14 protein-coding genes and 3 pseudogenes are annotated in these 15,257 nt (G+C 53.5%); 12 read left to right on the top strand and 5 right to left on the bottom strand.

The genetic code is table 11. The annotated features are described in order from the left end of the window. Window positions 1-5: 5 nt before the first annotated feature. From A2G06_01455 to A2G06_01475, 5 genes and pseudogenes are all read right to left on the bottom strand, one after another. Entirely contained in the window at window positions 6-281 is a 276-nt protein-coding gene (locus A2G06_01455; protein ID ANA39272.1) for a F0F1 ATP synthase subunit C, read from the bottom strand. A gap of 59 nt (window positions 282-340) precedes the next feature. Continuing rightward, on the bottom strand, window positions 341-1,030 hold the full coding sequence (locus A2G06_01460; GenBank protein ANA39273.1) for a F0F1 ATP synthase subunit A: 690 nt from the start codon (window positions 1,028-1,030) through the stop codon (window positions 341-343). Window positions 1,031-1,034: 4 nt separating this feature from the next. Beyond that, window positions 1,035-1,434, bottom strand: a pseudogene (locus A2G06_01465) (hypothetical protein). After that, window positions 1,406-1,651 (bottom strand): hypothetical protein, encoded by a 246-nt coding sequence (locus tag A2G06_01470; protein ANA39274.1) that lies wholly within the window; start codon window positions 1,649-1,651, stop codon window positions 1,406-1,408. Before A2G06_01470 ends, A2G06_01465 begins: the two are co-directional and overlap by 29 nt. 95 nt (window positions 1,652-1,746) lie before the next feature. Continuing rightward, a pseudogene (locus tag A2G06_01475) lies at window positions 1,747-3,028 on the bottom strand (glutamate-1-semialdehyde aminotransferase). Window positions 3,029-3,333: 305 nt separating this feature from the next. Between A2G06_01475 and A2G06_01480 the strand changes: the two are divergent. The 12 genes and pseudogenes from A2G06_01480 (at window position 3,334) to A2G06_01535 (ending at window position 15,230) form a co-directional block, all read left to right on the top strand. Then, window positions 3,334-3,690 (top strand): NADH-quinone oxidoreductase subunit A, encoded by a 357-nt coding sequence (locus tag A2G06_01480; GenBank protein ANA39275.1) that lies wholly within the window; start codon window positions 3,334-3,336, stop codon window positions 3,688-3,690. Continuing rightward, complete coding sequence (locus A2G06_01485; protein ANA39276.1) at window positions 3,681-4,193, top strand: NADH dehydrogenase; 513 nt, start codon at window positions 3,681-3,683, stop codon at window positions 4,191-4,193. Before A2G06_01480 ends, A2G06_01485 begins: the two co-directional genes overlap by 10 nt. Before the next feature lie 33 nt (window positions 4,194-4,226). Next, complete coding sequence (locus A2G06_01490) at window positions 4,227-4,715, top strand: NADH-quinone oxidoreductase subunit C (protein ID ANA39277.1); 489 nt, start codon at window positions 4,227-4,229, stop codon at window positions 4,713-4,715. Window positions 4,716-4,767: 52 nt separating this feature from the next. Then, the gene (locus tag A2G06_01495; GenBank protein ID ANA39278.1) at window positions 4,768-5,940 is read left to right on the top strand and encodes an NADH dehydrogenase; all 1,173 of its coding nucleotides are present in this window, start codon (window positions 4,768-4,770) and stop codon (window positions 5,938-5,940) included. A gap of 27 nt (window positions 5,941-5,967) precedes the next feature. Continuing rightward, a complete protein-coding gene (locus A2G06_01500) occupies window positions 5,968-6,489 on the top strand; it encodes an NADH dehydrogenase (protein ANA39279.1) in 522 nt (173 codons plus the stop codon). A gap of 36 nt (window positions 6,490-6,525) precedes the next feature. Beyond that, a complete protein-coding gene (locus tag A2G06_01505; GenBank protein ANA39280.1) occupies window positions 6,526-8,301 on the top strand; it encodes an NADH dehydrogenase in 1,776 nt (591 codons plus the stop codon). A gap of 40 nt (window positions 8,302-8,341) precedes the next feature. Then, on the top strand, window positions 8,342-10,822 hold the full coding sequence (locus A2G06_01510; protein ANA39281.1) for an NADH dehydrogenase: 2,481 nt from the start codon (window positions 8,342-8,344) through the stop codon (window positions 10,820-10,822). A gap of 53 nt (window positions 10,823-10,875) precedes the next feature. Next, window positions 10,876-11,922 carry an NADH-quinone oxidoreductase gene (locus A2G06_01515; protein ANA39282.1) on the top strand — a complete coding sequence of 349 codons (1,047 nt, stop codon included), beginning with the start codon at window positions 10,876-10,878 and terminating at the stop codon, window positions 11,920-11,922. Between the two features lie 21 nt (window positions 11,923-11,943). Next, complete coding sequence (locus tag A2G06_01520; protein ANA39283.1) at window positions 11,944-12,342, top strand: NADH-quinone oxidoreductase subunit I; 399 nt, start codon at window positions 11,944-11,946, stop codon at window positions 12,340-12,342. Between the two features lie 10 nt (window positions 12,343-12,352). Then, window positions 12,353-12,856, top strand: coding sequence for an NADH dehydrogenase (locus tag A2G06_01525; protein ID ANA39284.1), 504 nt, complete (start codon window positions 12,353-12,355; stop codon window positions 12,854-12,856). A gap of 18 nt (window positions 12,857-12,874) precedes the next feature. Then, window positions 12,875-13,177 carry an NADH-quinone oxidoreductase subunit K gene (locus A2G06_01530; protein ANA39285.1) on the top strand — a complete coding sequence of 101 codons (303 nt, stop codon included), beginning with the start codon at window positions 12,875-12,877 and terminating at the stop codon, window positions 13,175-13,177. A 53-nt stretch (window positions 13,178-13,230) separates the two neighbouring features. Continuing rightward, a pseudogene (locus A2G06_01535) lies at window positions 13,231-15,230 on the top strand (NADH dehydrogenase). The last annotated feature ends 27 nt before the right edge of the window (window positions 15,231-15,257 follow it).

Here is a 15,257-nt window from a genome sequence, read left to right on the forward strand (position 1 = left end):
GGTCCTTACTTCACGACAGCCTTGGCAAGCTCGATGGCCACATCCTTGTAGGGGTTGGCGAAGAGGATGATGAGGCACACGACGAGAACGTAGATGGCAAGGGACTCGATCATGGCCAGACCGATCATCATGGTGGTGAGGATCTTGCCGGAAGCGCCGGGATTGCGGGAAACGCCCTCAACGGCGTTCTTGACCGCGAGACCTTGGCCGATACCGGTACCGAACGCACCGATTGCCATACCGAAGCCAGCCGCCAGCATGCACATTGTGAAAAATTCCATTGTTACTACCTCCCTTTGGTGTGTTGTATCCTAAACGGTATAGGATTCGTGTAAGCAGATTAGTGTGCTTCCTCAAGCGAACCTTGGATATAGATCATAGCGAGAAGCATGAAAACAAATGCCTGGATGAATGACACCAGAACGCCCATGAGCATCATCGGCAGGGGAACAAGGAAGGGGGCCAGGGCGAAGAAGATCATGAGAACAAGCTCGTGACCGTTCATGTTGCCGAAAAGACGGAGCGAGAGGGAAAGGGGGCGGCTCAGGTGCCCGATGATCTCAATGAAGAACATGAGAGGGGCCAGCCACCAGATCGGCCCCATGAAGTGCTGCAGATAGTGGAAGCCATGTTTTTTGATGCCGACGATATGGGTTGAAAGAAATACGATTACAGCGCACGCTGCCGTCGTATTGAGGTTTGCGGTGGGGGGAAAGAAGCCGGGAATCAGGCCGATCAGGTTCGAAACGAGAACAAAGAGTGCCAGGGTCGCAATGAGCGGGAAATACGGTTTTCCCTTCTCGCCCATGGTCTCCTCCACCATGTTTTCAATGCCACCGATCACGACTTCCATGAAGTTCTGCATTCCGGTCGGCACGGCTTTGAGTGCTTTTGTGGCCATGAGGGACACGATAAGCAGGCAGACAATGATGAGCCATGTGTAGGCGATGGCGTCTGCACCCGCTTCAGAGATGTGAAGCGGTTCGAGGAGCTTCCTGAAGAACTGCAGGAATAGAAGCGGATGAACCATGGGGCTAATCTCCTTTAGTGACGAACATGTAAATCGCAAGAGCGGTTATGACGATTACGAGCAACGAGAGGCCGAGGATGAGTCCCAGGACCTCAATACCCGTGTGAACCACCAGCAGGTATATGACGAACGCCAGAATGGCGAACCGCAGCAGATACCGCAGTTGGGCGAAACGTGCCGCCTGATGCGCCTCAAGTCCCAGGGCACGCCGGATGATGCGAAGCAACCAGTAGTAGTTTGCCAGCGCCAGAATGCCGCGGCAGAATGCCGCCGGCCAGAATGCCGCCGGCAAATTGGACGGAACCAAGCAGATACCCTGCGACCGTCATGATGGCCAGAAGCAACCAGCTACCAACGACGACGGCTGTGAGGAGGTTATTCTCGTGAATCCTTGTCGCCGTCATCTTTTTTGATTGCTCTTCCGGCAATGATGTAGATGTTGCGAAAACCCGCCGCGATACCAAAGAACAGAAAAATGAAGAAAAACCACGGGTGAGTTCCCAGCCACTTGTCAAGCTGTCTGCCGATCAGCACCCCGATAATGATGGCCAACGCCACCGAGATTCCCATGCTCGAAACGAGTCCAAGCGTTTGAATGAGTCGTCGATTGTCGTTGTTCATCGGCAGTAGTGTGAGGCTGCCCTGAGGGGCCGCAAACCAAAATGACTTACCACACCCCGGACTTGCCTGTCAATCATCAAAATCGTCGGCTCACGTTAGAGGGCGGCAAAGCATGACCGGGCCGCAGCAATCGTCTTCTCGATTTCCGCCTCGGTGTGGGCGATCGAAACAAAAGCCGTTTCAAACTGCGAAGGGGCCAGGTAGATACCCTTTTCGAGCATCATTCTGAAAAATGCGGCAAATGCCTTTGTGTCGCAGGTTGCGGCCGTGGGCCAGTCCCTGACCTCGTTGCTGGTGAAAAAGGTGCAGAACATGCTGCCGACCCGGGTCTGGTAGATGGGGTACCCGGCGGATTTGGCCGCCTTGGTGATGCCGTCGGCAAGGCGGCGGCTCGTTTGCTCCAGTCGCTCGTAGAACCCGTCTGCCTGAAGCAGCTTGAGGGTCTCGATACCGGCCGTCATGGCGAGGGGGTTGCCCGACAGCGTGCCAGCCTGATAAACGCCTCCGGACGGGGAGAGAAGCTTCATGATGTCCTTTTTGCCACCGAAGGCGCCGACAGGAAGCCCGCCGCCGATGATCTTGCCGAGGGTTGTCATGTCAGGGGTTACGCCGTAGAGTTCTTGGGCCCCCCCATAGGCAACACGGAAGCCGGTCATGACCTCGTCGAAAATGAGGACAATCCCCTCGCTGTCGCAGATGGAGCGGAGCCCTTCGAGAAATCCCTCTCCCGGCGGAACGGTCCCCATGTTGCCGGCAATCGGCTCGACAATGATGCACGCTACCTCATTCTTGTTCTCGTCAATGAGCTTCGAAACCGAACCCAGGTCGTTGAACTGGGCGGTGAGCGTGTTTTTTGCCACGTCGACCGGGACCCCCGGTGAATCAGGCACACCAAAGGTGGCAGCTCCGGAGCCGGCTTTCACCAGGAGGGCATCGGCATGGCCATGATAGCAGCCTGAGAATTTGATGATTTTGTCGCGGCCGGTGTAGCCGCGGGCAAGGCGTATGGCACTCATGGTCGCCTCGGTTCCGGAGCTGACCATGCGAACCATCTCTATGGAGGGAACCGCATCGATTACCATTCGAGCAAGAGTGATTTCCAGTTCCGTGGGGGCGCCAAAGCTGCTGCCGCTTTCGACGGCCCGCTTTACGGCCTCAACGACCTGGGGGTGACAGTGGCCGAGGATCATGGGCCCAGGAACCGACGTAATCGATATAGTCGTTGTTGTCGGCGTCGGTTATCGTGCAACCAATGGCTTTTTTAATGAAAAGAGGGTCGGCGCCCACTGACTTGAAGGCGCGTACGGGACTGTTTACTCCGCCGGGAATGAACTCCTGGGCTTGCGTGAAAAGATCCTTCGAACGGGCTGTGAGCATTGGTGGTTTCCTCTGGTGTGAAAATGTGATGAAAAATTAATAGGTTATTAGCATGTTTGGTGTGTTGGTGTCAAGGGGTAAAATGGCCGCTTTGAGAGGGGGGCAAAAGGGTGTCGATTCGCATGAATACTGAAAAGTCACCGGGTTAGATTAAAATTTTTTTTTCTTGACAAAGTTTTTTAAATGGCATACTTTCCACCACAATTGTATACAGTATACGCGATCGGATAAAGCGGCGTCATGGCTGTAACAAGAGTTCGGAGCGCAGTGGAAGACAACCCTAAAGAAGAGTGGAGGGATTGGAAATGCTGGGAGTATACCTACCAATCATTGTCCTGGTAGCGGTCGCGGTCATATTTGGTCTGGCTTCATTAACCTTCTCGTCGCTGATAGGGCCGAAGAAGCCAAGTGCGGTGAAGCTCGCCCCTTACGAGTGCGGTTGCGAGCCGGTCGGGTCAGCCCGTGAGCGCTTCTCTATAAAGTTTTATATCATTGCCATGCTGTTTATTCTCTTCGATATTGAAGCCGTGTTCATGTATCCTTGGTCGGTTCTTTTTAAGCGGCTCGGGATGTTCGGTGTTGTCGAGATGGGTCTGTTTATCGTCATCCTCTTTGTCGGTTACATTTATGTCTGGAAAAAAGGAGCTCTGGAATGGGAGTAGATCAGCCGCTGGGAGATAACTTCATCACCACGTCCCTGGACAGTCTCGTGAACTGGGCGAGGAAGTCCTCCATCTGGCCCATGACCTTTGGTCTGGCCTGTTGCGCCATTGAGATGATGGCCACGGGGGCTTCCCATAATGACCTTGACCGGTTCGGCATCATCTTCCGGGCATCTCCCCGGCAGGCGGACTGTATTATTATTGCCGGAACCGTCACCAAGAAGATGCTGCCGGTAATTCAGACGGTCTACGAGCAGATGCCGGAACCCAAGTGGGTTGTTGCGATGGGGGCCTGCGCCTGTTCCGGTGGGGTGTTTGACACCTATAGTGTTGTTCAGGGGATTGACACTGCGTTGCCGGTGGATGTCTACATTCCCGGTTGTCCGCCTCGCCCCGAGGCTCTGCTGTACGGTCTGATTAAACTGCAGGACAAGATTATGAAGGACAAGAACTCGTTCGGCTCGACCATAGGGCTTGGCGAGCGCCTTGAGTCCGCAGCGTGACCATCTCACTTTAAGTAAGGGGAACGAACGGTGATGGCTGAGAACAATCGTGCAGTTATAAAGCTTAAGGAAAAATTTGCCGTGTCAATTCTTGATGTGAAGGAATTCCGCGGCGAGGTTACAGTTACGGTGGCACGCGAGAAGATCGTGGATATCTGCCGTTTCCTGAAGGAGTCGTTGCAATACAACCTCTGCACCGACGTGACGGCTGTCGATTATCTTGGGAAGCAGGAGCCGCGCTTCATGATGGTGTACAACCTGTATTCGATTCCCAACAAGGACCGGCTCAGGCTCAAGGCGGGCGTGCCTGAGGCGGACTGTACGATCGATACGGTGTCATGCGTCTGGACCTCAGCTAATTGGCTGGAGCGTGAAGTGTACGACCTCATGGGTGTGCAGTTCGATGGCCATCCCGACCTGCGCCGCATTTTGATGGCCGACGACTGGGTCGGTCATCCGCTCCGCAAGGATTATCCCCTGCAGGGGCCTGATCGTGAGCCCTACAAGGGTCGGCTTTCCTGATTTATCGGCGTGCTGAGAGAAAATAACTCCACAAGGATACAGAGGCGCACAAATGGCTAGCACTGAGATTATGACAGTCAATATGGGACCGCAGCACCCGAGTACACACGGCGTTCTGCGGATGGTCATCGAACTTGATGGAGAGGTTATCCAGAAGATTACTCCGCATATCGGATATCTGCATCGGGGGGTAGAGAAGCTTTCCGAGCATCGCACCTATCACCAGACCATACCTCTAACTGATCGTCTTGATTACTTGGCGCCGATGAGCAATAACCTCGGCTACGTGTTGGCGGTCGAAAAGCTTCTGGGAATCGAGATTCCTGAGCGCGCGCAGGCGATCCGCGTCATCATGGCTGAGCTCACTCGCATCAAATCCCACTTGGTGTGGATCGCCTGTCACGCTCTTGATATCGGAGCCATGACCGTCTTCATCTACGCATTCCGCGAGCGTGAGATGATCATGAGTCTCTATGAGAAGATATCCGGGGCACGGATGACCAGCAACTACTTCAGGGTCGGCGGGCTTTCCGCCGATGTCTATGACGGGTTCGAGAAGGATGTGCGGGAGATTATCGATACCTTCCCCGGTCATTTCGATACCTATGAAGGTCTTCTCACCAAAAACACCATCTGGGTCAATCGTACCGTGGGTAATGGTGTGATATCGGCTGAGGATGCCATCGATTACGGCATAACCGGGCCTGCTCTCCGTGGTTCCGGGGTTGACTGGGATTTGCGCCGCGACAATCCTTACAGTGGCTATGAGAAGTACTCGTTCAAAGTGCCCGTTGGCGAGAAGTGTGACACCTTTGATCGCTATAAGGTCAGACTTATCGAAATGCGCGAAGCGGTTAGTATTGTCCGGCAAGCTCTCGATTCGCTCAAGCCTGGTCCCGTGCTTGCTGACGCTCCGCAGGTCACGTACCCGCCGAAGGAAAATGTCTATAACACTATCGAGGGGCTTATTCATCACTTCAAGATTGCCAGTGAAGGGTTCCCCGTGCCCGAAGGTGAAGTGTACCAGTCGGTGGAGGCACCCAAGGGTGAGCTTGGTTACTACATCGTCAGCGACGGAGGTCCTAAGCCGTACCGGATGAGAATAAGGCCCCCCTCATTCGTGAACTTGGGGGCCATCGAAAAGATGGCCAAGGGATCGATGATTGCAGACCTTGTTGCGGTCATCGGAACCTTGGATATCGTGCTTGGTGAAATCGACCGGTAATGCCACTGCAATAAAGGAGAGGGTGTAATGAGCAACGCTCCGGCCGAAGCTACAACCACAGAGGAAATGCCCGTTGAGGAGATTGATCTCGGGCCAGCCAACCATGTGATCGACAAGTACCTGACCCTGCCCGGCAATCTCATGCCGGTGCTGCAAGGCATTCAGGATGAGTATGGATACGTTCCCCGGCCCACCATTGACTTGGTGGCCGAGAGGCTCAATGTGTATCCCAGTCAGATATTCGGTGTGCTTACCTTCTATGCCCAGTTCCATCTCAAGCCCCGCGGTCGTTTCATCATTCGCGTGTGCGTCGGAACAGCCTGCCATGTTCAGGGGGCGACTCGTATCGTTGAAACGTTCTTTGAGAAGTTGGGGATTGGTCACGCCGAGACAACACCCGACCTCCGCTATACATTTGAAAAGGTTGCCTGCCTTGGTGCATGTGGGATGGCCCCGCTGGCAATGGTCAATGATGACACGTTCGGCAAGATGACCGTGCAAAAGGTTGAAGAGGTTGTCGCCGAGTACAATCAGCGGCCGATGAAATAAACAGACCCAACCATTCACATCAGAGGATAGAGCGTTATGGGCGAAGCGATAAAGATTCTGATCTGTCAGGGGACCGGTGGCGTCTCAGCGGGTGCTAAAAAGGTTGAGGCGGAGTTCCTCCGTGTTATAGGGGAAAAAGGCGTTGACGCCACTGTCGGAAAACGATGTGACGTCATCAAGACCGGCTGTCGCGGCCTGTGTGCAAACGATGTTCTGGTGGATATTGTCGATCCCGAGCTTGGGCGTGTAACGTACGACTTCGTCCTGCCTGAAGAAGTTGAGAAGATCGTGGACGAGCATATCGTCAACCGGACTCCCCTTGAGAAACGCAAGGCAAAGCCGTACTACAACACGTTCGTTGATCAGCAGATGAGGGTTGTTATGACCGGCTGCGGTCAGATCGACCCTGAAAGCCTTGACGCATTTCTTGAAGAGGACGGCTTCAAGGCAATTGAAAAATGCGTTAAGGAAATGACCCCTGCGTCAGTTATCGACGAAGTCAAGAAGTCGGGACTTCGAGGCAGGGGGGGCGGCGGCTTCCCGACGGGCATGAAGTGGTCCTTCTGTGCGGCAACGCCTGGCAAGCTGAAATATGTCATCTGCAATGCGGACGAAGGTGACCCCGGTGCCTTCATGGACCGTTCGATTCTTGAGGGGGACCCCTACTGCATCATCGAAGGGATGATGATTGCAGCGTATGCAATCGGTTGTACTGCCGGCTATGTATACGTCCGTGCGGAGTACCCGCTCGCCATTGAGCGCCTGCAGAAGGCTCTGGACGTCTGTTACGAAAAAGGCTATCTCGGCAAGAACGTCATGGGGTGGGGGTTCGACTTCGACCTTCGGATCAAGAAGGGTGCAGGAGCCTTTGTTTGCGGCGAGGAAACCGCTCTCATGGCGTCGATCGAAGGTGAGCGGGGAATGCCCCGGCCGCGTCCGCCGTTTCCCGCTGTCAAAGGCCTATGGGGAAAACCGACCAACATCAACAACGTTGAGACGTTCGCCAACGTACGTCACATCATACTCAAGGGTGCTGATTGGTACGCATCTCTTGGTACGGACACCACCAAGGGAACCAAGATCTTCGCGGTCACCGGCAAAGTCAAGCACACGGGACTTGTGGAAGTCCCAGCGGGCATGACCGTACGCGAGGTTATCTATAACGTCTGCGGAGGCATCGCCAATAACAGGAAGTTCAAGGCCGTTCAGGCAGGTGGCCCTTCAGGCGGATGTATCCCCGCTGAAGTGCTCGACACTCCCGTTGACTATGACTCGCTTATCAAGGCGGGCGCCATGATGGGCTCCGGTGGCCTCGTTGTCATGGACGAAACCACCTGCATGGTCGACGTGGCGCGTTTCTTCCTTACCTTCACCCGGATGGAATCGTGCGGCAAATGCGTTCCATGCCGCATTGGCCTGAAGGCGATGCTTGACATCCTTGAGCGGATTACTGAGGGAAGAGGTCAGACTGGTGACATTGAAACGCTGCTCGAGATGGGGAGCACCATCAAAAAGGCATCGCTCTGCGGTCTGGGCCAGACAGCGCCCAATCCGATTCTCTCCACTATCAAGTACTTCCGTGAGGAGTATGAAGCTCATATCAATGACCGGCGCTGTCCGTCAAACTGCTGCAAAGAGCTTCTGCTGTGGCAAGTAGTTGAAGAGAAGTGCGTGAAGTGCGGGGCTTGTTTCAAGGCGTGCCCTGTCGATGCGATCATCTGGGAAAAGGGACAGATCGCAATACTGGATAAAGAAAAATGCACCAAATGCAAATCCTGCTACGACGCCTGCCGGTTCATGGCCATCGAGTAGCGAGCTGTAAGTCATACATCCGAGGGAGACAGAGGTCGAGATGGTAACTCTTACAATCGATGACAAGCAGGTAACGGTACCTAAAGACGCTACCATATTTGATGCCGCCAAGCAGGCAGGAATCAGAATTCCCATACTCTGCCACGACAAGAAGCTGCACCCCTTCGGCGGGTGCCGGATGTGTCTGGTCGAAGTCGAGCAGATGAAGGGTCGTCAGATCCCGGCCTGTACTACACCCGTAACTGAGGGAATGATAGTCCGGACTATGACCGATGAAATCGTCAAGGCCCGGAAAATGGTCCTTGAACTGCTCCTGCTCAAGCACCCCATCGACTGCCCTGTCTGCGACGCCGCAGGGGACTGCGATCTTCAGAATCTAACCTATGAATATGGCGTAGATACCAACCGCTTCACTGATGAGAAATTTAATTGGCAGATTGACTATGTGAACCCGCTTATCGAGCGGGACATGAATCGTTGCGTACATTGCGGCAAATGCGCGCGGATCTGCGACGAAATCGTGTCGTTCGGAGCATATTCCTTTATCAGTCGCGGTATTGAAGCAAAGATCGGCACTGAATTTGATGGTCCGCTCAACTGTGAGTTCTGCGGTTCTTGTGTCTCAGTTTGTCCCGTTGGCGCGCTGATCAGTCGTCCGTTTAAGTTCAAGGCTCGCTGGTGGGCACTTAACAAGGTGAAGACGGTCTGCTCCTACTGTGGGACTGGATGTCAATTGACGCTTGGGGTCAAGGACAACAAGGTTCTGACCACCATCTATGATGAAAACCAGGGTTTTCACAATGGTCAACTCTGTACCCGCGGACGGTGGGGGTATCAGTTTGTTAACAGTTCAAAGCGTCTGACCACGCCGCTTATCAGAAAGGGCGGCACATTGCAGCCTGCCAATTGGGATGAGGCGCTCAGTTTGGTCACCGACCGACTCAAGACCTCTAAAGAGGCTGCAGCCACGTTAGTAACCCCGCGCCTCACCAACGAAGAACTTTACCTTCTGAAGCGGGTCATCAAGGATGTTGTCGGGAGCGACAGCATTGACCATTCCGGGGGATACGCACATGCGGCTCTCACGGCCGGCGCCAAGGAAAGTCTTGGATTTCCCGGTTCACCGTCAGTCATTGCTGACATACAAAAGAGCGAATTGCTCCTGGTCATCAAGACCGATGCGTACGAAACGCACCCTGTCATCGGTTTTGAGATTAACCTTGCTGTCAAGCGCCAAGGCACAGCGCTCCGGATTCTTTCGGACAAGAAGGGCAAGCTCTCTCGACTTCCCGGCGCCCAGACCTACGTCCACGCACCCGGTGCAGAACTGGCGCTCGTCAACGCACTCGCCAAGACGATTGTCGATGAAGGTCTTCACGACGCCTCCGGCGTCGGAGCCATCAAAGGGTTTGACGCTTGGCTCAAGAGCATTGAGAACTGCACTGCTGAGCAAGCAGCTTCCCAGTGCGGAGTTACTGCGGACACCATCAAGGCGGTGGCGCGTGAGTACGCAGCAGCCGGCAAGGCTCTGATCATGCTTCCCCTTGGAATGGGGTACTCCGGGCATGGCAAGGACCTCGCCCAGGCACTCATTAATCTCGCACTTCTTACGGGCCGAATAGGGAAGGAAGGGTGCGGTGTGCTGATCATGGGCGAAAAGAACAATAGCCAGGGCGCAGCGGATCTCGGGATTCATCCGACCACCAACGGGCTGGACGCCCAGGCAATTCTGACCGGGTGCGCGGCCGGTAATGTCAAGACGCTGTATGTGGTAGGAGAGAACCCGGTAGTTTCCTACCCCAACCGGAAACAGGTTGAGGCTGCCTTGGATGCGGTTGACTTCCTTGTCGTTCAAGACCTGTTCCTTACCGAAACCGCAGCAAAAGCGGATGTGGTCCTTCCCGCATGCTCCTTTGCGGAAAAAGAAGGTACATTCACAAGCCTCGGTGGAGCCGTTCAGCGTGTTAATAGAGCGATCACTCCTCTTGGTGACAGCCGCAGTGATTTTGACATTCTGAATGAGCTCCACGCACGGTTGACTGGGCAGCCAGCCTATGCCAACCAGAAGGCGGCATTCGTTGATCTCGCTGCTACAACACCAGGCTACACAGAGCTAACCCTTGAAGGATTGGGTGATGCGGGGGCCGTCAGAGTCAACAAGTGCGCCGCGTCCTTTGTGCCGGTTGTTGCCGGTACGACGGCAACCGAGGCAGGGAAGTTCGCACTCCTGACGGGAAGTGCCCTGAATCACTCCGGCACACTATCGCTTTACGGCGAAGGGCCGATGCTGGTCTGTCCGGAAGGATATCTGGAGCTTAACAAGGACGACGCCGCGAAACTCTCTGTTTCCGAAGGGGAGACAGTGACCGTAAAGTCAGCAACCGGGGAGCTCCGCCTCAAGACTAAGGTCAGCACGCGTTTGCCGCAAGGCGTAGTGTTCGCACCGTACCATTTTGCAGAATCATCGATCAATTCGGTGACGGACGCCACGGCTATTACGTGGGTTTCTATCAGTAAATAAGCAAGTAATAGTCACCAGTTTCCTAACAAAAGACAGAAGAGGAAGAGGAACACATGGGATACGAACTGTTCGGACTGCCAATGATCTACTACGTCTCCATGGTAGCAAAGGTCCTTGTGGTATTCGTGTTCGTCCTGCTCACCGTTGCTTATGCAACCTACGCAGAGCGAAAGATCATCGGCCACATGCAGGTGCGGCTTGGACCAATGCGAACTGGCTGGCATGGGCTTCTTCAGCCGATTGCTGACGGCCTGAAGCTCTTCTTCAAGGAAGAGATTGTCCCCAGCCAATCAGACAAGTTTGCATTTTTGATTGCGCCGATCATTTCACTTGTGCCGGCCTTTATTGGGTATGCAGTCATCCCGTTCGGCGAAACGATTGAAGTGGCTGGATACAAGATCCCCCTGCAGATTGCCGGCTACTATGATACTGCCTCAGGGCAGGTTGTGGACATGAACGTCGGCGTGCTCTATATCCTGGCACTGGCTTCAATGGGTGTCTACGGGATCGTTCTGGCAGGGTGGTCTTCGAACAGTAAGTACTCGCTCCTCGGTGGGTTGAGAGCCTCGGCCCAGATGATCTCCTATGAACTGGCTGCCGGCTTGGCGATCATATCCGTCTTCATGCTTTCGGAATCACTTTCGCTTCAAAAGATCGTAGCCGACCAGGCCAATGGAGCATGGTACTGTTTTAAACAACCGCTCGCCTTCATTCTCTTCTTCATATGCTCGCTCGCTGAAATAAACCGGACGCCGTTCGACCTGCCCGAAGCGGAAACAGAGCTGGTTTCAGGCTATTGTACCGAATATTCGAGTATGAAGTACGCCATGTTCTTCATGGCAGAATACGCGAACATGGTGACCGTTTGTGCTGTGACCACCACTCTTTTCCTCGGTGGATGGCATGGTCCGGCCTTCCTTCCTGGTTGGGTCTGGTTCATCGCTAAGGTATACTTCCTGATTTTTGTCTGCATGTGGATTCGGGCGACCTATCCGCGCTACCGGTATGATCAACTGATGCGTTTGGGATGGAAAGTTTTCCTCCCGCTTACCCTGGTGAACATTATTGTCACGGGTATAGTAGTGTCGCTCCAATCGTAACTCCACTACGAGGTCACAGCCATGATAATGCCGTTAATTAATGGACTCAAAATCACGTTAAAGCATATGTTCATGAAGCCGGTAACGCTTCAGTATCCTGATGAGCGGCCGACTCCATCCCCCAACTTTCGCGGCCTTCATGCACTTAAGGTATCGCACGACAAAGCAAAATGCGTGGCGTGCTATCTTTGTCCCACAGTATGCCCGGCAAAGTGCATCACGGTTGAGGCTGGCGAAGATGCAAATCATGACAAGTATGCTGAGCGTTATGAAATCGACATGCTCAGGTGCATCTTTTGTGGCTACTGCGTTGAAGCCTGCCCTGTAGACGCTCTGAAGATGACGGGCCAGTTCGAGCTTGCAAACTATAAGCGTGAAGACTTCATCTTTGTCAAAGAGAGACTCTTAGAAAAGAAATAAAGGAGCAGCAATGGAAACGTTCTTCTTCACGATCGTGGCAGCGGTTGCTGTACTGGCCAGCATACTGGTCATCACCTGCAAGAACCCGATCAACAGCGCGCTCTCCCTTATCCTGACGTTCTTCTGTCTTGCCACCTTCTACGTGATGCTTGACGCTCCGTTCATGGCGGCCATTCAAGTGATCGTCTACGCGGGAGCCATTATGGTGCTAATCGTGTTCGTCATAATGCTCCTCAACGTGCGTACTGAGGCCGGGAGACGTACTTCGCACACCGTGCTCCTTGGCTCGCTGGTCGGCATTTTTACACTTGTCCAACTGTTTTATGTCCTCAATCGGAGTTCCCTCACCGGCAACAAGGGTGATATCAGCCCCGAACTGATCCATCGGATTGGACACACCGAAATCATTGGCAAGGCGCTCTACACTGACTTTCTGTTGCCATTTGAGGTGACATCCATTCTGTTGCTTGTTGCCATAATTGGTGCCGTTATTCTGACCAAGAAAAAAATTTAATCGACAGGGGTGAAGCACATGGTTTCCTTGCACAGCTACCTGATAGTAAGCGCAATACTGTTTTCGATCGGCACCATTGGCGTTCTCATCAGGCGCAACGCAATAGTCGTATTTATGTGTGTCGAAATGATGCTGAATGCAGTGAATCTGACATTTATTGCGCTCTCCAGGCATCTCGGCAATGTTGATGGACAAGTTTTTGTCTTCTTTGTCATGGCTGTAGCCGCGGCTGAGGCTGCCGTGGGTCTGGCGCTCATGATCGCGTTCTACAAGAACCGTGAGTCCATTGACGTGGAAGATATCAAGCTCATGAAGCTGTAGCCGAGAGAGCAGATATAAGAATTCTGAATTTCTCGCTATAAAAGGAGTCAGGAATGTTCGAGTACGTATGGCTGATACCCCTGTTTCCCCTGATCGGTGTCATTATTAATGGCCTATTCGGGAAATCAATCAAGAACGAGAAGGTAATCGGTGGCATTGGCGCACTGATGGTGTTCTGTTCATTTCTCGTGTCGTGCGGAATTCTCATTCAGTTGCTTTCTCTCCCTGTGGAGGAGAGGTTCTTTGAGAAATCCCTCTTCACATGGATCGCTGCCGGTACATTTAAGACGGACATTGGTTTCCTCATCGACCCGCTCTCGACCCTGATGATCATGGTTGTAACCGGTGTCGGTTTCCTGATTCACGTTTACTCAATAGGCTACATGCACGGCGAAGAAGGGTTTTATCGGTACTTTACCTACCTGAATCTCTTTACGTTCTCCATGCTGTTGCTGGTTCTCGGCAGCAACCTGCTCCTGATGTTCGTTGGTTGGGAAGCGTCGGTCTCTGTTCCTACCTGCTCATCGGCTACTACTTTCATAAAAAATCTGCTGGCGACGCCGGTAAGAAAGCATTCGTCATGAACCGGGTCGGCGACTTTGGCTTCCTTCTCGGTACATTTGCGCTGTTCTGGTACCTTGGCCAGAACCATAATATTTGGACCATCAACTTCCGTGAACTTTCCGCCAATGCTCATTTGCTTCCCGTAGGTGGGATAGTTACGGTCATCGCGCTCTGCTTCTTCCTGGGAGCCACGGGTAAATCGGCTCAGATTCCGCTCTATACATGGCTTCCCGACGCCATGGAGGGTCCCACTCCAGTATCTGCCCTCATCCATGCGGCGACCATGGTTACTGCGGGTGTGTACATGATCGGCCGCTTGAACTTCGTGTATATCAGATCGCACGAAACCATGATGATTGTTGCGGTAATCGGTGCGGCTACCGCCATTTTCGCCGCCACCATCGGTACAGCCCAAAATGACATCAAGCGGGTTCTGGCATACTCCACCGTCTCGCAGCTTGGGTTCATGTTCCTTGCCATGGGTGTCGGTGCGTTCACTGCCGGTATCTTCCATCTCATGACTCATGCATTCTTCAAGGCTTGTCTGTTCCTCGGTTCCGGCTCGGTCATTCACGCAATGCATCATGCGCTCCACCATGCGCACTCCCACGACGATCCGCAAGACATGCGTAACATGGGGGGCCTGCGCAAGGCCATGCCAATCACCTTCCTGACTTTTCTTGTTTCCACCATCGCCATTTCAGGCATTCCTGGCTTCTCCGGATTCTTTTCAAAGGACGAGATTCTCTGGGCGGCCTTTGCCAACCCGTTGCACGGCAGTCTCAATGTGCTTCTGTGGGGTACGGGCATCATTGCCGCAGGATTTACCGCATTCTACATGTTCCGCCTGGTGTTCATGACGTTTACTGGCGAGTGCAGGATTAATCCGAAGGCCAAGGATCACCTTCATGAGTCTCCCTTTGTCATAACCTTCCCCCTGATTGTCCTCGGCATACTTGCCGTGGTCGGCGGCTATGTCGGAATGCCCAAGATTCTGGGCATGCTGCCCAACTACCTTGAGCACTACCTGGAGCCTGTCTTCCTCGGATCCCATGAGTTCATGCAGCAACAACTGCAGGGGCACGGGGAAGCACACTACAGTCATGCCTTTGAGTTCGGAATCATGGGAGTGTCGGTACTCATTGCACTGGTCGGTATATCTATTGCCTATGTCCTCTATGTGATGTCGCCGTCACTTCCAGCCAAGTTTACATCCGCTTTCCCGGCGCTCCACAGGGCTGTGTACAATAAGTGGTATGTGGATGAGCTCTATGATTTCCTCTTCGTTAATCCATGCAAGGCTCTTGGCAATTTCCTCTGGAAAGGATTCGACGTTGTAGTCGTCGATGGTATGGTCAATGGAGTTGCCGCTGTTGTGAAAGGATTCGGGAGCGTTCTCCGGAACACCCAGACCGGTTACGTGCACAACTATGCCTTCTCCATGGCTGTTGGCGTGGTGGTGATCGTGGCGTTTTACCTCTTCCGCTAACAAAGCATTACTAGGACTAAAGGAGCA

The organism is Geobacter anodireducens, assembly GCA_001628815.1.
Lineage (GTDB): Bacteria > Desulfobacterota > Desulfuromonadia > Geobacterales > Geobacteraceae > Geobacter > Geobacter anodireducens.